17 protein-coding genes are annotated in these 21,193 nt (G+C 58.2%); 14 read left to right on the top strand and 3 right to left on the bottom strand.

Annotation, left to right across the window (positions count from 1 at the left end; translation table 11 throughout):
- Positions 1–11 precede the first annotated feature (11 nt).
- Positions 12–407, bottom strand: coding sequence for a cupin domain-containing protein (locus FHS81_RS12675; protein ID WP_183753482.1), 396 nt, complete (start codon positions 405–407; stop codon positions 12–14).
- Positions 408–783: 376 nt separating this feature from the next.
- Between FHS81_RS12675 and poxB the strand changes: the two genes are divergently transcribed.
- From poxB to FHS81_RS12620, 11 genes are all read left to right on the top strand, one after another.
- Positions 784–2,508, top strand: coding sequence for a ubiquinone-dependent pyruvate dehydrogenase (gene poxB, locus FHS81_RS12670; RefSeq protein WP_183753481.1), 1,725 nt, complete (start codon positions 784–786; stop codon positions 2,506–2,508).
- Between the two features lie 567 nt (positions 2,509–3,075).
- Positions 3,076–3,588, top strand: a complete 513-nt coding sequence (locus FHS81_RS12665) for a DUF1440 domain-containing protein (RefSeq protein WP_183753479.1) — start codon at positions 3,076–3,078, stop codon at positions 3,586–3,588.
- Positions 3,589–3,830: 242 nt separating this feature from the next.
- Entirely contained in the window at positions 3,831–4,712 is an 882-nt protein-coding gene (locus tag FHS81_RS12660; RefSeq protein WP_246374996.1) for a COX aromatic rich motif-containing protein, read from the top strand.
- Positions 4,709–6,838 (top strand): cbb3-type cytochrome c oxidase subunit I, encoded by a 2,130-nt coding sequence (locus FHS81_RS12655; RefSeq protein WP_183753477.1) that lies wholly within the window; start codon positions 4,709–4,711, stop codon positions 6,836–6,838. Before FHS81_RS12660 ends, FHS81_RS12655 begins: the two co-directional genes overlap by 4 nt.
- Entirely contained in the window at positions 6,835–7,473 is a 639-nt protein-coding gene (locus tag FHS81_RS12650; RefSeq protein WP_246374995.1) for a cytochrome c oxidase subunit 3, read from the top strand. Before FHS81_RS12655 ends, FHS81_RS12650 begins: the two co-directional genes overlap by 4 nt.
- Positions 7,470–7,814: a cytochrome o ubiquinol oxidase subunit IV gene (cyoD, locus tag FHS81_RS12645; protein WP_183753475.1), complete on the top strand. Its 345-nt coding sequence runs from the start codon at positions 7,470–7,472 to the stop codon at positions 7,812–7,814. The genes FHS81_RS12650 and cyoD overlap by 4 nt, the downstream gene beginning before the upstream one ends.
- A 484-nt stretch (positions 7,815–8,298) precedes the next feature.
- The gene (locus FHS81_RS12640; protein WP_183753473.1) at positions 8,299–9,126 is read left to right on the top strand and encodes a helix-turn-helix transcriptional regulator; all 828 of its coding nucleotides are present in this window, start codon (positions 8,299–8,301) and stop codon (positions 9,124–9,126) included.
- A gap of 98 nt (positions 9,127–9,224) precedes the next feature.
- Positions 9,225–11,345, top strand: a complete 2,121-nt coding sequence (locus tag FHS81_RS12635) for a TonB-dependent receptor (RefSeq protein WP_183753471.1) — start codon at positions 9,225–9,227, stop codon at positions 11,343–11,345.
- A complete protein-coding gene (locus tag FHS81_RS12630) occupies positions 11,345–12,589 on the top strand; it encodes an MFS transporter (RefSeq protein WP_210281673.1) in 1,245 nt (414 codons plus the stop codon). Before FHS81_RS12635 ends, FHS81_RS12630 begins: the two co-directional genes overlap by 1 nt.
- A 60-nt stretch (positions 12,590–12,649) precedes the next feature.
- Positions 12,650–13,282 carry a class I SAM-dependent methyltransferase gene (locus FHS81_RS12625; RefSeq protein WP_183753467.1) on the top strand — a complete coding sequence of 211 codons (633 nt, stop codon included), beginning with the start codon at positions 12,650–12,652 and terminating at the stop codon, positions 13,280–13,282.
- The gene (locus FHS81_RS12620) at positions 13,279–13,560 is read left to right on the top strand and encodes a cupin domain-containing protein (RefSeq protein ID WP_183753465.1); all 282 of its coding nucleotides are present in this window, start codon (positions 13,279–13,281) and stop codon (positions 13,558–13,560) included. The genes FHS81_RS12625 and FHS81_RS12620 overlap by 4 nt, the downstream gene beginning before the upstream one ends.
- Positions 13,561–15,041: 1,481 nt before the next feature.
- Here FHS81_RS12620 and FHS81_RS12615 read toward each other — a convergent pair.
- Both FHS81_RS12615 and FHS81_RS12610 read right to left on the bottom strand, forming a co-directional pair.
- Positions 15,042–16,067 (bottom strand): helix-turn-helix domain-containing protein, encoded by a 1,026-nt coding sequence (locus FHS81_RS12615; protein WP_183753463.1) that lies wholly within the window; start codon positions 16,065–16,067, stop codon positions 15,042–15,044.
- Positions 16,068–16,505: 438 nt separating this feature from the next.
- Positions 16,506–17,222 carry a L,D-transpeptidase family protein gene (locus FHS81_RS12610; RefSeq protein WP_183753461.1) on the bottom strand — a complete coding sequence of 239 codons (717 nt, stop codon included), beginning with the start codon at positions 17,220–17,222 and terminating at the stop codon, positions 16,506–16,508.
- A 355-nt stretch (positions 17,223–17,577) separates the two neighbouring features.
- On the opposite strand from FHS81_RS12610, the gene FHS81_RS12605 reads away from it, so the two are divergent.
- The 3 genes from FHS81_RS12605 (at position 17,578) to FHS81_RS12595 (ending at position 21,135) form a co-directional block, all read left to right on the top strand.
- A complete protein-coding gene (locus FHS81_RS12605; protein ID WP_183753459.1) occupies positions 17,578–19,215 on the top strand; it encodes an ABC transporter substrate-binding protein in 1,638 nt (545 codons plus the stop codon).
- Positions 19,216–19,294: 79 nt separating this feature from the next.
- Positions 19,295–20,302 (top strand): ABC transporter permease, encoded by a 1,008-nt coding sequence (locus tag FHS81_RS12600; protein WP_183753457.1) that lies wholly within the window; start codon positions 19,295–19,297, stop codon positions 20,300–20,302.
- Positions 20,299–21,135: an ABC transporter permease gene (locus tag FHS81_RS12595; RefSeq protein ID WP_183753455.1), complete on the top strand. Its 837-nt coding sequence runs from the start codon at positions 20,299–20,301 to the stop codon at positions 21,133–21,135. The genes FHS81_RS12600 and FHS81_RS12595 overlap by 4 nt, the downstream gene beginning before the upstream one ends.
- Positions 21,136–21,193 lie beyond the last annotated feature (58 nt).

Below are 21,193 nucleotides of genomic sequence, written 5' to 3'. Positions count from 1 at the left end.
CCTCCGCGCAATCAACCGGCCGATCCGGCAGGCACGAAACCGAGGTCCGTGCCATCTTCATAGACGACATAAGCCCGCCGCCACGGATCGCTGCCGATCAGCCGCCATTTATGCCCGGTGCCGGAATTGTCCTGCGCGATCAGGATGTCGCCGGGCCGGATGGTGAAGGTCGCGCCAGATTTGGTCTCGAACTCCAGCACGCCGGACAGCGTGATCACATAGCGCGGCTCCGGGTCCTGATGCCATTCGAAGGAGCCGCCGGCGCTGGTTTCACGGAATGAGATGGTCTTGGCCGCAAAGGCCTTGCCGATGAAATCCCCCCGCTCGCCCTCGGAAAGAGCGATCGTTCCTTCCTCGAACAGGGAATTGCCATCCTCGCCCGTCCACATTCTGACGCATCTGATCATGAGTCGATGTCCTTCCGTCTGCCATGAATCCGCAAATTGCCGTGTCATATGCAGCACGCCAATACCATGCAAAGCAATGTCAAAAGGATGACAAATTTCGATTAATTCATTTATTGCCCATACAAATAAATAGACGCCTGTCAGTCATATCGAATGAATTATATCCACGACAAAAATGTATCCATTCACTGAATAAAGCGATCAAGCGCTGCAAGAAAATGCAATTTCGTTGATGATTGGAGCGCAAGGCGAAAAATGATTTAATTATTATGTCGCACAAACATCATATGGGTCTTTATAATCTTTACACATTGCGATATGCGATCATCCTTGTCATCGGCTACGGTGACATCAAGCGTCCGAAGGGAGACCCGCCGTGTCCATCACCATTGCCGATCTTATCGCTGAAACGCTCGCCGATGCCGGCGTGAAGCGCATCTGGGGTGTGACGGGCGACAGCCTCAACGGCCTCAACGACAGCCTCCACCGGCAGGGCCGCATTGAATGGATGCACGTTCGCCACGAGGAAACCGCCGCATTCGCCGCCGGAGCAGAAGCCGCAATCACCGGCAAGCTGGCCGTCTGCGCCGGTAGCTGCGGCCCCGGAAACCTGCACCTCATCAATGGCCTGTTCGATTGCAAGCGCAATCACGTTCCGGTGCTCGCCATCGCCTCGCATATCCCCTCGTCGGAAATCGGCCTCGGGTATTTTCAGGAGACGCATCCGCAGGAGTTGTTCCGCGAGTGCGCCGATTACATCGAGCTGGTGTCCAACCCCGCCCAGTTGCCCGCGGTGCTGCATCGCGCCCTGAACACCGCCGTTGGCCGCAATGGCGTGTCGGTGATCGTGCTGCCGGGCGACGTTTCACTTGCCCCCGCGACGGTGTCCGCAACTCCCAAGCCTGCCTTGCCGACGCAGCCGCGTATCGTGCCGGTGGCTGAAGAGGTGCAGCGGCTGGCGGATTTGCTGAACGAGGGCAAGGCCATCACCATTCTGGCCGGCAGCGGCTGCGCCGGTCGGCATGACGAGGTGGTGGCGCTGGCCGACAAGCTCAAAGCCCCCATCGTCCACGCGTTGCGCGGCAAAGAGCACGTCGAATGGGACAACCCGTTCGATGTCGGCATGACGGGGCTGATCGGTTTCTCATCCGGCTATCACGCGCTGCTGTCCAGCGACACCGTGCTGATGCTCGGCACGGACTTCCCCTACCGGGTGTTCTACCCGGACAACGCGCGCATCGCCCAGGTCGACATCGACCCCGGCGCGCTCGGCAAGCGTGCCCCGTTGACGCTGGGCCTTGTCGGAGATGTCGGCGAGACCATCAACGCGCTCCTGCCGCTGCTGAGCGACCGGACGGATCGCCAGTTCCTCGACAAGGCGCTGAAGCATTATGCCGAGGCGCGCAAAGATCTGGATGACCTTGCCGTGCCCTCCCCCGCTGGCCGGCCGATCCACCCGCAATACCTCACCCGCAGGATCAGCGAACTTGCGGCTGACGATGCCGTTTTCACGGCCGATGTCGGCACGCCGACCGTCTGGGCGGCCCGTTATCTCGGCATGAACGGCAAGCGCCGCCTGCTCGGCTCGTTCAACCACGGTTCGATGGCGAACGCGATGCCGCAGGCCATCGGCGTGCAGGCGGCGCAGCCGGACCGGCAGGTGGTGTCGCTGTCCGGCGACGGCGGCTTCAGCATGCTGATGGGCGATTTCATTTCGCTGTCCCAGCTCGGCCTGCCGGTAAAGGTGGTGGTGTACAACAACGGCTCGCTCGGGTTCGTCGCCATGGAAATGAAGGCCGGCGGCTATCTGGACACCAACACCGATCTCCAGAACCCGAATTTCGCCGCCATGGCGAACGCGATGGGCATCAAGGGCATCCGGGTTGAAGAGTCGGCTGATGTCGATGACGCTCTGCGCGCGGCTTTTGCACATCCGGGGCCGGTGCTTGTGGATGTGGTGACGGCCAAGCAGGAACTCGTTATTCCGCCGGCGATCAAGCTGGAACAGGCCAAGGGCTTCAGCCTCTATATGCTGCGGGCCATCTTCAGCGGGCGCGGCGACGAAGTGCTGGAACTGGCGCGCACCAACCTCTTCCGGTGAGGCAAGAAGCGCCGGCATAGACGTGACATGTGTTTCTGCGTTCGATCAAAAACGCAGAAACACAGTCATTCACAGATAGAAAACGTTATAGTCAAGATAATATGCATCCACTTTGCATGAAAACACTTTAAATGGCGATTTCATGCTTCCACGGCATGTCGATTGCAGATACATGGTTTCCGGTGCATCTACTCTTTGCACGCTAAAAATCATCAGGGTTATCCATTCGGATAGTACACAAAAACAACACATCGAATGCAATTCGTGTGTACTATCATAAAATTATACAAATGACATACTCGTTGATGCATGATGCAGCCTACAGGATGCAACACTGCACTCATCATAATGATGCGCGCTCAAGTCTATCTGTTGGATTTGGCGCGAGATATAGCCATGGATAAATCTCAGGGCGTGCAGTCTGACCCGGTCGGAGTGTACTGCGCTCTCACGTATTTCGATAATCCGCGGGACTATCGAGATGCTTTATCCTTTTGATTTAGCGCGTTTTCTCCATGCAAAGTGGCATCACTCTGCTTGAAAACGCTTTGGCGGGAGTTTTATACGATGGTCAACCTGGCAGTAACGGGCAGAGACAATGCAAAAAGAGGCTTGGGCGCGCTGATTTTTGCCGGCATTGTTGCCGGTTTCATTTCGGCGCTTGTCAAATCCGGTGTCGAAACACTTCTGCCCCCGCGCTTGCCGGGCGTCACGCCGCCGCCGATCGGTCTTCTCGAACTTTTCGGCTACGATGCCCAGTCGATGGTCTACACCTTCTCCGAACAGGTGGTGAATTGGGGCGGTAATGGCGTCCACATTCTGTTTTCCATTGTGATCGCCGTTGTTTACTGCCTTTTCGTCAACGCCAACTCCATCTTCCGCACCTTGCACGGCATCCCCTTCGGCCTTGTGATGGGACTGGGCGCCCACATGGTCGTGCTGCCGATCATCGGGATTGGTCCGATGTTCTGGAACATTCCGTTCGAAGGCTATGTCTCGGAAGTTGTCGGCACGACAATCTGGATCTGGACCATCGAATGCGTCAGGCGTGACGTCCTCACGCGCGTCCCGGCCGTATGACGGTCCGATAAAGATGATCCGCATCCTTGCGCATATGCGACATTGATCACGCCCGTAACGGCCGGTCTGTCGACTGTATAACGGATGCGGACATCTGCCAGGTTCACTATACCGGGGGTATTGTCATGTACCGTGTATGGCGGTTTTGCCTTACGAGCGCGGCCCTTGCTCTTTCATTTCCGGCCTGCGGATATGCTCAGCCGGCGGGCGTCGCCAGCGGCCCCGTTTCGGCCCGCGGTTTCATGGACCCGACCGGGCCTGTCGCGGAAACGCAACTGCATCATTTCGGCGTCATCATCGCCATCATGATGCTGGTTCTGGTGCCGATCTTCATCGCCATTCCGATCATTCTCATTCGTTACCGGCGTGGCGGCAAGGGCGCTTATACCCCCAAGTGGGAATTCAACTCCGTGGTCGAGACGATCATCTGGGGTTTTCCCGTGGTTATCGTGGCGTTTCTCGGCATTGCCCTGTGGAACTATACGTTCAAACTCGACCCTTATCGCCCGCTGGGCGACGACCCGCTTGAGGTCGAGGTGGTCATGCTGGACTGGAAGTTCCTGTTTCTCTATCCGCAGCAGGGCATCGCAACCGTCGATTACCTCGCCATCCCGGAAGGCCGGGCCGTCAGCCTGCGCCTAACCAGCGGCACGGTCATGCAATCCTTCATCATCCCGCAGCTCGCAGGCCAGATCTATGCCATGGCCGGCATGCAGACCAAGCTGAATATCCTGGCCGACACCAAGGGCCATTATATCGGTCGCAACACGCAGTATAACGGCAATGGCTTCGCCTCGCAGTCGTTCACGACAGCGGTTGTCACCTCCGATGAGTTTAACGCCTGGGCCGAGGCGCAGCGCGCGGCCGGCAACCCGCTGGATTGGGAAGCCTATGTCGCGCTGGCGCAGCCGTCGATAACGTATGAGCCGGCCTTCTACTCGGCTTTCGAACCGGGTCTTTTCGATCGGGTTATCGCCAGCTTCGCGCCAGACATGGTCAATGCCGCGCATGGGCACGGCGAAGCACATGGCCAAGGCGAAGCACATGGTCACGGCGCGGCACACGGGACCGACACAGCCGAACGCGCACCTCACCCGCACAGCCACACAGGGATGCAGCCATGAACTGGGACACGGTATTCGGCAAGCTGCGCTGGGATTCCTTCGTCTTCGCCGGCGCCATCGAGAACCCCTCGGCCAGCGAGTTTGTGGCCTTTGGCGCTGGCAGCATCGTCATTCTTGGAGCGATTGCCGTCGTGACCCTGCTGTCCGTGATGGGATGGTGGGTTCCGCTATGGAAAAACTGGTTGACGAGCCTCGACCACAAGAAAATCGGCGTGATGTACATCGTGCTGGCCATCATCATGTTCCTGCGCGCGCTCATCGAGGCGGCTGTGATGCGCTCGCAGCAACTGGCGGCCTATGACGGGCCGGGGTATCTCGCGCCCGATCACTTTGGCCAGTTGTTCACGACGCACGGCACGATCATGATCTTCTTCGTGGCGATGCCGATGATTACCGGGTTCATGAACTACCTCATGCCCCTGCAAATCGGCGCCCGGGATGTCACCTTCCCGCTGCTCAACGCCATCTCCCTGATGCTGACCACCGCGGGCGCCATTCTGGTGATGGCGTCGCTGGTAATCGGGGAGTTTTCGACCGGCGGCTGGTCTGCCTATCCGCCTTACACCGGGTTGGAGTTCAGTCCCGGCGTCGGTGTCGATTACTGGATATGGGCGGTCACGCTCAGCAGTATCAGCTCCACGATGACGGCGATCAACCTGACGGCAACGGTCTACAAGAACCGTTGTCCCGGTATGACGCTGATGCGGATGCCGCTGTTCTCGTGGACAACACTCTGTGCTTCCGTGCTGATGCTCTTCGCGCTGGCGCCGTTGACGGCGGCCACCTCCATGCTGGCACTCGACCGTTATGTCGGGTTCAAGTTCTTCACCAATGCCGACGGCGGCAACATGATGAATTATGCAAACCTCTTCTGGCTGTTCGGCCACCCGGAGGTCTACATTCTCATCCTGCCAGCTTACGGCGTCTGGTCCGAGGTCGTTCCCACCTTTTCGGCCAAGAACCTCTATGGCTATCGCTCGCTGGTTTATGCAACGATTGGCATCGCCTTCGTTTCATTCCTCGTGTGGCTGCATCACTTTTTCACCATGGGGCAAAGCGCGGGCGTGAATGTCGCCTTCGGCATCGCGACGATGATCATCGGCATCCCGACCGGCGTGAAGGTCTATGACTGGATGCTGACCATGTATCGGGGCCGCATTCGTTTCAGCACGCCCATGCTGTTCCATATCTACTTCATCGTGGTGTTCATCATCGGCGGCATGACGGGTATCCTGCTGGCCAATCCGACCGTCGATTTCCAGGTGCACAACTCGCTGTTCCTGGTCGCGCACTTCCACAACATGATTATTCCCGGCGTGCTGTATGCGCTTTTCGCCGGTTACATCTTCTGGTTTCCGAAGGTCTTCGGTTTCCGGCTCGACGAACGGCTTGGCCGGCGCGCGTTCTGGTGTTTTGCGCCCGGCTTCATTCTGGCCTTCTTCCCGCTCTACATCATCGGCCTGGCAGGCGCGACACGCCGCACCGTCAGTTGGTCGGAGCCGTTCTACCTGCCGTATTTCGCCGTCGCCATGTTTGGCGCACTGCTGATCGTGGCCGGCGTCGGCTACCTCATCGTGCAGGTGGTGGTGTCCTACCGCAACAGGGAGCAGCTGGCCGCGCCGCTGGGCGACCCGTGGGATGCACGCTCGCTTGAATGGTCCACGGCCTCGCCGCCGCCCGAATATAACTTCGCCGCGCTGCCGGTAGTCGATGCGCGCGATATGTTCGCCGAGGAAAAGGAAAACGGCACAGCATATCGGTCGCCCACCGTTTACGAAGACATCGAGGTTCTGCGTAACTCGATGACGGCCCCGCTGGTCGGGCTCGCCGCGCTGGCGCTGGCGTTCGCGCTGGTGTGGCACATCTGGTGGCTGGCCATCCTCGGATTTGCGGGAGCATGGGCCGTCATCATCGCCCGCTCCTTCAATACGAATACGATGAAGGTCATTCCGGCCGCCACCTTGAGGGCCGAGAACGAGGCTTTCCTCACGGCGGTTCGCAATGCACCCGGTGTCGACCGTGACCTTGAGTTCAGCCCGCAGAACAAGGGCAAGGCCGCACCGGATCTTGTTCAGGAACGGCCCGCCCCGGCTGGCGGCCATCAAGCGCTGGGAGCCGCCCTATGAGCATGGCCCGGACACGCAACCTCCACCCCGGCATCAATCTTGGAGCCACCGATCCGGACGTCCACCGCGCAGCGGAAGGCGTCGTCTTCGGGTTCTGGCTGTTTCTGATGGCGGATCTCGTGATCTTCGGCGCCCTCTTCGCAACCTATGCGGCGATGAGCGTGCAGGGCATAGCACAGGGGCCATCGCCCGCCGAGATTTTCGACCTCGGCTCCGCTTTCGTGGAAACCGTTCTCCTGCTGCTGTCCAGCTTCGCGTTCGGCTTCGCCACGCTGGAGATGAAGTATCGCGGCAATATCGGCCGGCTGTACCTGTGGCTTGCCATAGCGGGATTGCTTGGCGCCGGCTTCGTGGCGATGGAACTGCACGACTACGCCAATATGATAGCCGTGCACGGCGCGACGCCGCAGACCAGCGGGTTCCTGTCCGCCTATTATCTGCTGACGGGTACGCACGTCGCGCACGTGTCGTTCGGCATTGCGTGGATGGTGGTGCTGATGGTGCAGATCGGCGTCTTCGGCCTCACCGGCATCGTCAAGCTGCGCTTGCTGCGCCTTGGCCTGTTCTGGCACATGCTGGACGTTGTTTGGGTCGGCATCTTCACTCTGGTCTATCTCTTCGGAGTTGTGTCATGAGAAACGATCTCCCAAGCGGTCAGCCGGTCAACGGCAACGAGGACGAAGCATCCGAACGGCTCAACTTCATCGTCGGCTTTGTTCTGGCGATGATCCTGACGATCATTTCCTTCGGGCTGGTTGCGATGAAACTGCTGCCACCCGCAAGCATGCTCGCCACGCTGGGTGTGCTGGCCATCATCCAGATCGCCGTGCATCTGCGATGCTTCCTGCATATCGACTATGAGAAATCTCACCGGGACGATCTGAGACTTGTGATCCTGACCGCAATTATGATCGCCATCGTGGTCGGCGGAACCATCTGGATCCTGTGGGATCAGCACGTGCGCATGATGGCCTGAAGCGGGGCGTCATTGATATTGCGAGGACGGGCTTTGCGTGCATCAGCCCGCCCCGAAGAACCGCAACAGGACGTCAGTCAACTCAAGACCGGTGCGTTGGCGCTCGTGGACTCACGTTTTTTTGCGGCGGCGTCTCTCAATGATACTGACAACCGCAACATCATCGTCAGGCCGTCACCGAACAGTGCGGCGCAAAGCATGCGATAGATAACTCCATAGACTCGCGAAGCTTCCATAGAATTGGAATTATTTTATATAATTGAAATTACTTATTCATTGCAACATAATATAAATTGCGATTGACAGATATTATACGCACCTATTTTATTAAATCAGCTTTGTGATGTCCGCACTTATTAGCACCATTACATGCTGAGCCAGATTCGATATCGAGCTGCAACATGCTTGATCTTTTCTGATGTCATTTGACGCGCTGAACATGGGATTCGCTGCGCGGGCATTATTATATTTTTGGAGAATTGCCTTGGAGGTCATCAGCTCCTGCGGTCTCAGCGTATTCCTTGAGACCTCTCCTGCTCGCCGGCACGCTGTTTGGGAAAGCGTGACCGCCCCCGGCCACTGGATCGGGACGCTTCTGGAAGGCGATCTTTCCGTGAAGCAAGCGCGGTTTGGCGAACGGCGCTGGCGCGATGGCGGAGCGACGATGTTTTCCTGCCGCGAACCGACGCCAACGCACCACATGGCCATGAAAGATGGGCGGATTTCCGCCGTTTTCATCCAGCTTGATGCCGATGCGGCGGAGCCGGTTATTGGCGGAGAGGCGCTGTCCTTCATCACCCGGAGCGGCCCGGAACCCATGCAGGTTCTGCCGGAGCTGGCGCGCACCATTGCCTGGCAGATGCTCGGCTGCCGGATGACCGGCGCGGGACGGCGCCTTTACATGACCGGCAAGGCGCTGGAAATGATCGCGCATGTCGTGAGTGCCGCGGATACACAGGGCAACGGGCATCAAAATGCTGCCCTGTCCACGCGGGATATCGCGCGGCTGCACGAAGCACGGGATATCCTGCTGGCGGAACTCAGTCACCCACCCAGCGTGCCGGAGTTGGCCCGCCGGGTCGGCACAAATGCCAAGAAGCTTGGAAGCGGTTTTCAGGAACTGTTCGGCACCACCGTCTATGGCTTCGTGAAACAGAACCGTCTCGATGTGGCGCGCATTTTACTGGAGGGCGGGGAAACATCCATTTCCCATGTCGCCCGGCAGGTGGGCTATCAGCCGCAACATTTCGCGACGGAATTCCGCCGCCGTTTCGGCCTCTCCCCCACCCAGTTGGCAGGCGGACGCAGATAGGCCGTTTCCCGAACGACTTTGCCGCAATCCCGAACGGGACGCGGGTTGTCCTGCCTGCGACGATCAGATGAAATGCCTCATAAATTTGAGGAATTTCAATGATGATCAAAAGACGTCGTTCAATTTTGCGTGCCGCCACGGCTCTGATGACGGGCATCGTCGCCGTCGATGCCGGCATGGCGCAAGCACAGGAAGCTGCCCCCGCCGAATCCGTGGAACAGTCCCTTGTGCTGGATGCGATTACCGTCACGGCGCGCCGGCGTGAGGAGAAAATTCAGAACGCCCCTGTCTCCGTGACCGTGATTCCCGGCAGCGATCTTGGCAAGGGCCGCGTCGACACGATGGAGGACGCGGCATTCCGCGCGCCGAACGTGTTGTTCAACGGCCAAGGCGGCCCGCTCAGCATTCGCGGCGTCACGTCTCTGGGCATCGCCGGCGGCGTCGACCGGCAACCGGCTGTGGGCATGTTCCTCGATGACGTCTACCTTGCACGTCCGCTGGGATACCCGGTCATTCTGGAAGATCTGGAGCGGGTCGAGATCGTTCGCGGCTCCCAATCGACGCTCTATGGCAAGAATACCATCGGCGGGGCCGTGAACCTGCTCTCCCGTGAGCCGGGAGAGCGAACGGGCGGGGAGATTTCGGCAAGTCTGGGCACGCATCTCGACAGCCGCATCAAGGCCGCGTTCGAAACCCCCATCACCGGCACAGATCTGGCGGTACGGGGCGTTGCCGCATGGAGCGGCAATCAGGGCTATATCCGGAACCTGCCTACGCAATCCCGCGTCAGTGACACGGATGTCTTTTTCGGGCGCTTTGTCGCCGCCGGCGCGGTGGGAGACAACACCCGCATCAAGATTATCGGCGACTACACGCGCGATAGGGGTGACGGCGGCCTCTGGTACGCTCCGCTGCCGCTGGCCTCCAACAAATGGGCCGACCACGACTTCAAGCCGGAGAACCGCGTGGATAGCGGCGGCGTGTCGCTGCGTCTCGATCATGATTTCAGCGCCGCGCGGCTGACCTCGATTACGGCTTTCCGCAGCTACCATATGAAGAGCTTCCTGGATGGCGACTTCACGCCAACGCCATATATCGTGCAGGGTCAGAAGGATACGCAGCGGCAGTTCAGCCAGGAATTGCGCCTGTCATCGCCGGAGGGGCAGGAGCACTTCCGCTGGAATACAGGTGTTTTCTACATGCGCGAGCGGTTCGAGGGCACGCAGTACTTCGATCTTGCCGCAGTTCCCCGCGATCTCATGAGCCGCGACGCCTTCAAGCAGACAGCCGATACGATTTCGGTTTTCGGCGAGGCGAGCTATTTCCTCACGCCAAAGCTGGAGATCACGGCAGGAGCGCGCTACACTTACGATCACAAATCAACGACGAGCGAAATCTCGACACCCAGCGGCACCTACATGTTCGGCATGCCGGGCCGGGTGCGGGATACGGTGTCGTTTTCCAATGTCTCGCCTGAAGCCTCGCTCACTTACCATTTCTCCGATGGCAACATCGTCTACGGCAAGATCAGCCGCGGCTACAAATCCGGCGGCATCAGCCCGTATATCGAGGATGACGGCTCCGCCAACCGCTATGACCCCGAACTCACCACCTCCTACGAGGTCGGCGCGAAGGCGACCTCCAGCGATGGCCGTTTCACGCTGGCGGCCTCGCTGTTCTACATCGACTGGAAAGACCAGCAGGCGGTCATCTATACGACGCCCTTCACACGTGTTTACCGCAACGCGGCTGCCGCCACGTCGAAGGGTTTCGAGGTCGAGGCCACGGCGGAACTCGTGCGCGGAGTCAGTCTGCGGGCGGGCTACGGTTACACCGATGCGGCATATGACGATTTCATCGATACCGTCATGGACATGGACTACACGGGCAACCCCCTGCCCTTCGCGCCCCGTCACAGCGCCACGGCCGGGCTGCTATTCCGCCACGAGATGGCCAACGGGCTGCTGCTGAAAGCCGGGCTCGATTACGCGTTCCGCAGTTCCTATTCCTTCACTTCGGACAACTCCTATCGCCAGTCCGCCACGCATCTGCTGGATGCGCACGTCGGCTTCGAGAAGGATGACTGGAAAGCAACTCTCTGGGCCAAGAACCTCACGGACGAGCATTACCTGAAGAACTACTTCAACTACAGCGGCACCCCCATGGGCGTTGCCGCACCCGGCCGCACGGTCGGCGTCACCGTCGCGCGGGAGTGGTAATGATGAATGCATCTTCATCCACCGCCCTGCCGGTTGACGATACGGCCAGCGGGCGGACGCGGCTTTTCCTGCTGATCGGCGCGCTCTATTTCACCCAGGGCCTGCCCATGGGGTTATCCATGGAAGCCGTGCCGGTGCTAATGCGTCAAAGCGGCGTATCCATGGATATTATTGCGCTGGTGCCGCTTGCGGCGCTGCCATGGATCATAAAACCGCTATGGGCGCCCATGGTGGACAACGTCTGGACTGCACGCCTGGGACGGCGCAAAAGCTGGATCGTGCCCATGCAGGCGATCATGGTGCTGTGCCTCGTCATGCTTGGCTTCGTGTCCTTCGAGGGTGCCGGGTTTTGGCTCGCAGTCGCCCTTCTTGTCATCGGCTCCATCGCCAGCGCGACGCAAGACACCGCAACCGATGGCCTCGCCGCAGAACAGCTTGCCGGGCGCGGACTGGCACAGGCGAACGCGTTGCAGATCGGCGGCCTGATGGCCGGCTTCATGGTGGGTGGCGGCGGCGTGCTGATGGCTTCCGATAGCCTGGGCCAAAGCGGCGTATTTCTGCTGCTCGCTCTTTTCCCCCTGCTGTCCGTCGCCATCGCGTTGCTATGGCGCGAACCAGCGCGCCAGCGACAAGAAACACCCCGCGCGCGTCTGACAGATACTTTTCGACGCCCCGGAATATTCCTGCTGCTTGTCCTCGCCTTCATCTACGGCGGCGCGCACGCAGGCGGCTTGAGCGTCAGCAAGATCTTCCTTGTCGATAATGGCTGGTCTATCGGCAATACCGGGCTTGTCTCAACCATCAGCGGCATCATCATGATGGTGATCGGCTGCCCGCTCGGCAGCGTGCTGACGGCTCGCAACCGCTGGAGCACCATGGTCGCCGGCATGCTGACAGCGGCATTCTCGTTCGTCATCTGGGGGCTGATCGCCGCCGCAGTTCTGCCCGCAAGCTGGCCCGTGGTGCTGGTTGCCATCGGTTTACTGTCAGTGGCGAGCGGACTTATCGCCGTGTCGGCAGCTACCATCATCATGGCTTTCGGCGGCGCCGGCAAGCAAGCGGGCACGGATGTCACCGTGGTTCAAAGCGCCAATATCATGGGTGAAATGGTGATCGCCGGACTGGTGGTCTGGATCGCCGGACGCTCGGGCTACGCCCCCACTTTTGCCGGGGCTGTGGTGGCGCTTCTGTTTGCGGTTGTGTTCGTCTCCCGCGCGGCGCGCTCCATTCCCGTGGGCCGTTGAAGACGCCTGCGCGGTTTCCATCACGCTGTTTCCATATCTCCAGCTATAGACGCTCATTCCATGATTTCGCTCTCTCCCACGCTGATCGACCGTATTGCCCGCAGGCCGGGCGGGTTGCTCGGCTACCTGTTCTATCGCTTCCCGTTTGGCCACAAGGCCGGTTTCGACCTTACGCTGCGACATCTACCGCCCCGCCCGACGGATACGATCCTTGAAGTCGGCTGTGGCGGCGGGGTGTTTCTGAAGCGGGCGCTGGCTTGCGGCTGCCGCGCCATCGGCATCGACCATAGCCCGGATATGATCGCAAACACCGGCCGGCTAAACGCCAACGCCATTGCCGAGGGACGCCTGACATTGCAACAGGCCGATGCCGCGAACCTGCCGGTGGCCGATGCCGTGGTCGACAAGGTTTATTGCCTGAACGCTTTTTTCTTCTTTCCGCAACCGCAGGATAGCCTGCGCGAAATGAGCCGGGTGCTGAAACCGGGCGGCCGGGTTGCGGTTGTCACGGTGCCGCCCGAGTTCAGGCCGCAGATCGCGCGCTTCTCCCGCAGCATGGCGGACAATATGCGGTTCGACACACCGGACATCCTCGCCGATTGGGCCATGAAAGCCGGCCTCACGCCTGTTGAAACAGTGCAGGTTTCCGGCACCGGCTTCCTGTTCATAGCAGAAAGGGACAACAGAGCATGAGTGACAAGCCGATCATCAAAGGGCCGGGCTTTCGCGGTGAGGTCGTGGGGCAGCTTGGCGCCATGACAATTATCGATGCGCAGGTATCGGGCGACATCCCCGCCCATGCAGCTGAAACGGACGAATTCGCGGTCGTCCTCTCCGGCCGTTTTGCCGTGCGACTGGAGGGCAGTGAGCAAACTTGCGCCGCAGGTGACTATCTTTTGGTTCCGGCAGGCATGTCCCACGCTATCCGCGTTCTGGAGCCGGGCCGCCTCATTCTGATTGGGGCGATGTAGAAAGACAGCCACCATACATAAACATTTCTTTATGTTGCATTGACGCCATGAGCGGGGTGTCTCGGAGTGCATCTTGGCAGGCTTCCGGAATTCAAGAAGATTGGTGACAAGGCAGCCCGCAAAGCACAGCGATTCCAGCTTACCTGACCGACGCGCTGTCGGGCATCGACGACATCAACGCCCGTCAGTTCCGGTACGGGCAAACTGCACCGGAATTGGAAATACGATATGCATGAGCCAGCTTACATCGCATGCCGAATGCGGCAGGCATAAAGTGCATCAGCAGAAGGAAAAGCGGGGCCAAAACTTAGCATAGCCAGCATGTTAACAACGCAACGAGGCATGGAGAGGCGACGCATCTTCTTCAGGTTCATGACGATGCCCTGCCGATCCGGCATCGCATGTTCAGCATTCCGATGATCTGCTCGTCCGTGAAGCGTGAGCGCCTCCTTCCGTATGCCGTGCGTCTCCTTGATACGATGGAGTCTGCAAAAATCTGGAGAAAGTTCAGAGGCTCAGGTCACGACCTGGAGCATTTCGGCATTTCGTTGAAACGCAGAAATGCTCTATCTTATTGGTTTTAAGCGTTTTCTTCACGCAAAGCAGCATCCGCTTTGCTTGAAAACGCGTTAGACCACACCTGCCCGGATGTGACCAGAGAGGCGCTCCTGTTGATATGAGTCTGTGCATCTGCCGGCGTGATCACATGCACCATGCCGACAAGAAGAGACAGAATGGCGATACTTTCCAGTAAGGGGCTGGACACTCTGGGTTTTGCAAGGGGAGAAAACTTACGCATTTGCTACATCTCGCGATAATTGGTCGAAAAACAACATCCACAGCAGCGGATTTCGAACCCACCACCAAAATCAGCATGAATCTAAATAGAATACGCCCGCTCTGATTGTCAAAATTCAATATGTATTTGAGATTTATTCTATAATAATAAAAAATGAATATATTTCTTATACAATTTTTAAACTTAAATCTATTTACTAATTTATGATTGAAATTAATTAATTACATAAGAAAATAAATATAAAAATGCAGCGCCTCTTTAGTTCATATATCTACTCGGGAATTGGAACATAACGCCGATAAAAATGAGACACAGGGACGATTCAGCAGCCGGCGCCACGACAGAAAACATCATCCGCCCCTGTGGAAATTGAGAATCGTTGCATGATAATGGTAATTCAGCGCCAAATTCGCCAAAAAACAGACAACCCTGTCTGTGATTAAAAAACGGTTTGATCAGACCGAGTCATATAATGATGACGAGTAGCGACGACGTGCCGCTCATAATCCAAATTCAGACCATGCCCGCGCTTCAACGGCGTGCAGACACGAATTACTAAACGAAATAAAACTCACACCAACGTAAAATATTCATTTTTATTGCAAAATTTACATTGTCAAAATTAAATTGATATAAAATACAAAAATAAAAAAATACTGTATCCGATCATATTTTTCTAATTTTATTTAATGACGCGCTCACGAAGCGTCGCAAAATAATTCAGGAGATGAGCGCTTCCCTCTGCTTTTTCCAAATGTAATGCCTGTCTTTCCTGCCTCGCCTGACTTGGCGTTATACCAAAACGCGCACGGAACCCCCTGAGAAATTGATTGCTGCTGGAAAAACCGAATCTGTAGCTGATCTCTGTGATCGAGAGAGCAGCGGAATCCCTGCGCGTCAGTTCCACAAACGCAGCATCCAGACGTTTATCGCGCAGCACTTTTGCGATCCCGCCATCATCGGCGAATGTCCGGTATAGATGAGAACGGGACACATGAAAACGACGCATGATGGTTTCGGGCGACAGATCCGGCAAATTGATGTTCTGATCGATAAAAGTCACAATCCGCTGCTGCAACGCAATCTTGAGTACAGAGTGACTGCCTGCTGCCTCCAATTCATCGTTTTTCAAGGCAGCGGCCATCAATGTAACAGCGGCCTCATGAGCCGCATCTGCCTCGAAGGTCGATAATTGCGTGCCGACGGAGTGCAGCCCCGTCAGATACGTCATGACTAATTGCGTGACGGGCCAGTGCCTCTTGAGAACCGTGCCATGCAGATTTCTACCGCTGACAGCTTTTTCCAGCGGCTGGCGCGGAATGACGATATTGACCCGCGACCCCTCCGTCACCTGGTTCTTGAGGGGCTGGGATAAATCCAGAATGAGAATGTCTCCGGGCCCCGCAGAAGCCCGGACGCCGTTGAAGTCCCCCGCCAACTCTCCAGATGTTACGAGTTGGACGAGATAGCTATCGAGGCCGCTATTGAGAATAAAGCGCCGGTCCTTATTGTATCGCTGCCGGTTGAAAATGGAACGTGCCGTCATCAGAGAACCGACCGGCACAGCTCTGACCGATCCGGACAAGAATAAACCTCTGTCGTCCGAATGGGGCAAAGCCTCGAACATGGGCCTGCTGATCTCGCGCCACAGGTCGGTACGCTGATCTTCCTCGACCAGTTCCGTAGAGATAAAAACCTCTCTCGTCATCAGGGTTCCCTTCGAGGAGACAGGACGCGCAGTATCCCGCATCTCGCAGAAATCTAGCGCTTGGAAACCGGGTCAATATATCAAGAAAACCATCCAATCCAAGCGCCTCGATACAGGCTTGTATTTGCACAAATCAATAATTTCCATCGATTAAACAAAATATATATGTAATTCACTATGCATGTTATTATATCAATTGCGATAAGTATGGCAAAGACTATGAGGCATGCAAGTGGTTTGCTTTATCACTTGGTAGCATGGAGCTTTGTGCTCACGCCTGTGCGAGGTCTGTCGCGGAGTGTACGCCTTCCCTGACATGCTTTGCACCGAGGCAGGATTTTGCCCAGCGCATATCCTCCCGCAAAATCACGGCTCCCGTGCATCGGTGGAAACCGGCACACGGAAATCGAACAGGTTGGGTTGTAGCGATCCTGCGGATTATGCCGGCAGAACGATCACTTTCGTCTTCACGGGCGTTTTATTATAAAGATCGATCATATCCTGACTGAGGAGACCGACACAGCCGCTTGTCACCCCCGAGCCGATCGTCTCCGGCGCGCTGCTGGCATAGATCGTGTAGAGAGTGTAAACGCCGTTCTGGTAGAGATAAAGCGTGCGGGCGCCGAGCGGGTTATCGAGGCCCCCAGGCATGCCGCGCGCATATTGGGCCGCTTCCGGCTGACGCAGGATCATCTCCCTCGGCGGCGTCCAGATCGGCCACTCGGCCTTGCGCCCAATGTAAGCGTCGCCGTTCCACAGGAAGCCCGCGCGGCCGACATTGGCGCCATAGCGCGTCGCCGTTCCCTCGCCTTCAACGCGGTAGACATAGTAATTGCCCGGATCGACGATGATCGTACCCGGCTCTTCCTTCGTATCGAAGCGAACCGTCCGGCGGAAGTATTTCGGATCCACCTTCCGGACATCAACCGCCGGAATGGGGAATTTTTCGTGCGGCACTGGTCCATAGACCTGCTCCGCCTCGGCATAACTCATAAAGCGGTCTGACGACGTCGCGCACCCTGCCAGCCCAAGCGCGCCAACACCGGCAGCGGAGCCGAACAGAAACGACCTGCGATCCAAAAGCCCCGCCCTGCGTCCGGGCAGATTGCCTTCATTCTCATTGCCGATACCGGCATCCCTACCGCGCGTGCTCATGATCCGGGACTTTCCTTGTCCTGCTGCCTGTCGAGACAATACGCCCGCGACGCGGAGATTGCCAGCACTATGGCAGCCGGAAAGCGCTGACTTGCAAAGCACTGACTTGCGCTGACACCTTTCTGCCTCCGCTGCACCATTCCGCTACCGTTTAGAGACATCCCCGGATTTCGAAGCCGGCTGCCGTTTTTAGGCTAGTAAATACACTGATTATATGTACTGTATAGTCTATCGGGTGGCCGCCCATGATGAATTTCAGCAAACACATGCCTGGCATGTGAATTTTCATGCATGCTCTCGGACGCGTCTCGACGCAGCGCCGGTTGAGAGCCTTACTGACGCTCAGGACATCGAAATGCAGTTAAATCGTCGGACCTTCACCAAATTGCTGCACGGCGCGATCATTGCAGCCGCCGGCCTCGTTTCCAGCGCCGGGCTCACTGCCCTGCACGCGCAGGACACGAAGCGGAATCCCGGTGGCGAGATCACCTTTCTGCTGGCCAGCCTCGATAGCGGCTGGAGCCTGAATGAAAAGGTCGACATTTACACCGGCCAAGTATGGGGCCAGATCGCTGACAAGCTGCTGCACGTCAACGAAAAGGGCGAGCCTACGCCCTGGATTGCGGAAAACTGGGACGTGAACGACGATTATTCCAGCTTCGTCCTGCATCTGAAGAAGGGCGTCACCTTCTCGGACGGCACGCCGCTTGATGCGGCTGCGGTGGCTGCGAACATCGATATCTGGGCCAAGGGTGACCCCGAGCGCGGCATTGGGCGTCTGGGGCTGTTTCCCTCATCGACCTATACCGGCACGGATGTCGTTGACGACCATACCGTTCGCGTCAACTTTTCCACCCCGACCTTGAGCTTCCTGCCGACGCTTGGTTACCACAAGACATTGCTGCGCTCGCCCGCGAGCCTCAATCTGAAGCCGGAAGAACTCGGCAATCTGAGCAAGCAGATCGGCAGCGGCCCGTTCGTCGTCGAGTCCTGGCGCGAGGGCGATAACGTCGTGCTGCGCAAGCGTCCGGATTACGATTGGGGTCCGGCGGCCATCGATCATTCCGGCCCGGCCAGCCTCGACAAGATCACCTTCAAGGTGGTCAAGGAAGCTGCCTTGCGTGGTTCCGCACTTGAGGCGGGGCAGGCCGATGTGGCGCTGAACATTCCGCCGCACGAGCTTGCCGGCCTGCGTGGCAAGGGCCTGACCGTTGTGGCGCCGCCAAGCCTCGGCTTTGTCAGCGGCTTCCGCGTCAACACCAAGGCGCCGCACTTTTCTGAACTCGCCGTACGACAGGCGATCCAGCACGGCATAAACCGGCAGGAAATTCTCGACACGGTGTTCACCGAAGATTGGGGCCCTGCAAAGAGCTTCCTGGAAGCGAACGTGCCCGAGGCCGGGGATTTCAGCAGCCTCCTGACCTACGACCCCGAGAAGTCCAAGCGGTTGCTTGAAGAGGCCGGTTGGGTAGTGGGCGACGATGGCATCCGGACCAAGGATGGCCAGAAACTGCGCTTCAACCTCTATGCCAGCCCTTGGGTCAGCACCTCGAAGCAGGTTGACGAACTCATCGTCCAGCAGCTGCGCGAGATCGGTGTGGGCGTAACGCTCAACGTTGTGGATATCGCCACCTTCAACGCACGGGTGCGGAACAACGACACGGTACCGCTGGTCGAGATCAGCCGCAGCTTCCTGGATGCCGGTGTGGCCGGCCGGGTGCTGACCGATCTGCACGGCGGCGATAACTGGTTCAACTATGACCAGACCAACGAAAAACTGAACGCATTCGCCAATGCCGTGGACAATGCTGACAACTACGAGAAGCGCGCTGAAATTCTCAATGACGTTCAGCAGCACGTGCTCGAACAGGCGCTGTTCATCCCAACGACCCAGTTGATCCAGCGTCTTTTCGTCCAGTCACCCAAACTGAAGGGCGACGTCTATAGCGGCGCGGCCTACCCGCTGTATTACGGCGCATGGCTGGAGCCCTGATTGCACTTCAATCCCCGCCGGGCGGTAAAAACCGCCCGGCGGATCGGATCCTGCAAGACTTCGTATGGCACGGTACTGAATGAATCATCGATCCAACTATATTGGTTACGCTATTGCCCGTCTCGCCCAGTCGATTGTCGTCATCGCGCTGGCCTATACTTTTACGTTTCTGATCATCAACGTTCTGCCAGGCGATCCGATCACCAATATGCTGCTCGATCCAGAAAACGGCTTTTCGCCTGCCGATATTGAGCCGATCATCGCCTATTACGGCCTCGACAAGCCGGTACTGGAGCAATTGTGGATCGCGCTGTCGCGTTTCGTCGTCGGCGATCTGGGGATATCGCTGCGCTCAAATCTGCCTGTGTCCGGGTTGGTCCTCAGCGCCCTGCCCTCGACACTGGTGCTCGCGCTGAGTGCCTTGGCCGTTGCTCTGGTGGTGGCGTTCCTGCTTGCTTTCGCATCGCAGAATCTGCCGCCGCGATACGGCCAGGGCTTGCTGCGTCTTCTGCCCGCCGCGTCGCTCTCGGTGCCGGCTTTTATTATCGGCATCTTTCTCATACAGATTTTTGCGTTTCAGTTCGGCCTGTTCCGCATCACCAGTCCTAACAGTTTCGCGGCGACGGCTTTCGCGGCGATTGCGCTGGGCATCCCGGTTTCCGCACAGATTGCCGAAGTGCTGATCGCCAATCTCGACCACGAGGCGCGGCAGGAATATTTTTCGGTGGCGCGGTCTCGCGGCCTCAGCCGTTTCGAGCTTTTCGCCCATCACCAGTTCCGCCCGTCCTCGCTACCTGTCGTCACGATGATCGCACTGGCCATCGGCGAGCTTCTGGGAGGCTCCCTGATCACGGAGTCCATTTTCGGCCGCACCGGCATTGGCTCGCTCGTGCAGGGCGCGGTGTCCTCGCAGGATTATCCGGTCATTCAGGCCGTGGTGTCGCTCGCGGCGGCCGTGTTCGTCATCGTGAACCTGATCGCCGATCTCGTTTACCCCCTGCTCGACCCCCGCCTGCGCACGCGAAACCGTGGGCGCGAGCCCCTCGCGGATGAGCCCCTCGTCGATACGGAGGCCGTCGCGAAATGACGTTGCTGATTCCAACTCCTGTCACACGCCGCCGCACCCGTTTTGCAGCATGGGACGTGCCGCTCGCCGTGATCCTGTCCTTTCTGTTCGTGACGCTCGTGATCGCATGGTCGCTGTTTCCGAGTCTGTTCGCGGGATACGATCCCTATTTCGGCGATACCTCGCGCAAGTTACTGCCGCCAAGTGGTGAATTCTGGTTCGGCACCGATCATCTCGGGCGCGATGTTTTCTCGCGCGTCGTGCATGGGTCATGGTCATCCGTGACCAGCGCCGCCATCGCGGTTTGCATCGGCCTTGTCGTGGGCGGTTTTCTGGGGCTGGTCAGCGGTTTCGTCGCCGGTTGGACGGATGTCATCGTGGCGCGGTTCATCGACGTGTTGCTTGCCATTCCCAACTTCCTGCTGGCGGTCGTCATCGTCAGTTCCTTCGGCTTCCAGACGATCAACGTCGCCATCGCCACAGGCATCGCCTCCGTGGCGATCTTCGCCCGGGTGATGCGCGCGGAAACGCTGAAAGCCAGCACGTCCGTGTTCGTGGAAGCATCCGGACTGCTGGGCGGCTCGCGCTGGCATATTCTGCTGCGCCATATCCTACCCAACGCCTACCGCTCAATTCTGGCATTGGCCGTGCTTCAGTTCGGCTCGTGCATCCTGATCATCGCCGGCCTGGCATTTCTGGGTTATGGCGATCCCCCGCCGGCGGCGGACTGGGGCGTGCTTGTATCCAACGGCAAGGATTATCCCAGCTCGCCGTGGCTCGTCTTTGCCCCCTCATTGGTGATCGTGGCAACTGTGCTCGCGATCAATCGCATCAGCCGCTGGCTGCGCCGTTGATGCGCTTGTCTGACGAGCGCAGAGACGCCACAAAATTGGACCTGTCGGATTATCATGA

Origin of the sequence: Pseudochelatococcus contaminans, from assembly GCF_014195635.1 — a bacterium.
Taxonomy (GTDB): Bacteria; Pseudomonadota; Alphaproteobacteria; order Rhizobiales; family Beijerinckiaceae; genus Pseudochelatococcus; species Pseudochelatococcus contaminans.
The sequence above is the reverse complement of the archived record's forward strand: the minus strand, read 5'-3'. Positions and strand labels throughout refer to the sequence as shown.

Excerpts from the sequence above, each read along its gene's own strand:
- FHS81_RS12675 (WP_183753482.1), bottom strand. The coding sequence starts at position 407 with ATGATCAGATGCGTCAGAATGTGGACGGGCGAGGATGGCAATTCCCTG.
- FHS81_RS12665 (WP_183753479.1), top strand. The coding sequence starts at position 3,076 with ATGGTCAACCTGGCAGTAACGGGCAGAGACAATGCAAAAAGAGGCTTG.
- FHS81_RS12660 (WP_246374996.1), top strand. The coding sequence starts at position 3,831 with ATGGACCCGACCGGGCCTGTCGCGGAAACGCAACTGCATCATTTCGGC.
- FHS81_RS12655 (WP_183753477.1), top strand. The coding sequence starts at position 4,709 with ATGAACTGGGACACGGTATTCGGCAAGCTGCGCTGGGATTCCTTCGTC.
- FHS81_RS12650 (WP_246374995.1), top strand. The coding sequence starts at position 6,835 with ATGAGCATGGCCCGGACACGCAACCTCCACCCCGGCATCAATCTTGGA.
- cyoD (WP_183753475.1), top strand. The coding sequence starts at position 7,470 with ATGAGAAACGATCTCCCAAGCGGTCAGCCGGTCAACGGCAACGAGGAC.
- FHS81_RS12635 (WP_183753471.1), top strand. The coding sequence starts at position 9,225 with ATGATGATCAAAAGACGTCGTTCAATTTTGCGTGCCGCCACGGCTCTG.
- FHS81_RS12630 (WP_210281673.1), top strand. The coding sequence starts at position 11,345 with ATGATGAATGCATCTTCATCCACCGCCCTGCCGGTTGACGATACGGCC.
- FHS81_RS12625 (WP_183753467.1), top strand. The coding sequence starts at position 12,650 with ATGATTTCGCTCTCTCCCACGCTGATCGACCGTATTGCCCGCAGGCCG.
- FHS81_RS12620 (WP_183753465.1), top strand. The coding sequence starts at position 13,279 with ATGAGTGACAAGCCGATCATCAAAGGGCCGGGCTTTCGCGGTGAGGTC.
- FHS81_RS12615 (WP_183753463.1), bottom strand. The coding sequence starts at position 16,067 with ATGACGAGAGAGGTTTTTATCTCTACGGAACTGGTCGAGGAAGATCAG.
- FHS81_RS12610 (WP_183753461.1), bottom strand. The coding sequence starts at position 17,222 with ATGAGCACGCGCGGTAGGGATGCCGGTATCGGCAATGAGAATGAAGGC.
- FHS81_RS12605 (WP_183753459.1), top strand. The coding sequence starts at position 17,578 with ATGCAGTTAAATCGTCGGACCTTCACCAAATTGCTGCACGGCGCGATC.
- FHS81_RS12600 (WP_183753457.1), top strand. The coding sequence starts at position 19,295 with ATGAATCATCGATCCAACTATATTGGTTACGCTATTGCCCGTCTCGCC.
- FHS81_RS12595 (WP_183753455.1), top strand. The coding sequence starts at position 20,299 with ATGACGTTGCTGATTCCAACTCCTGTCACACGCCGCCGCACCCGTTTT.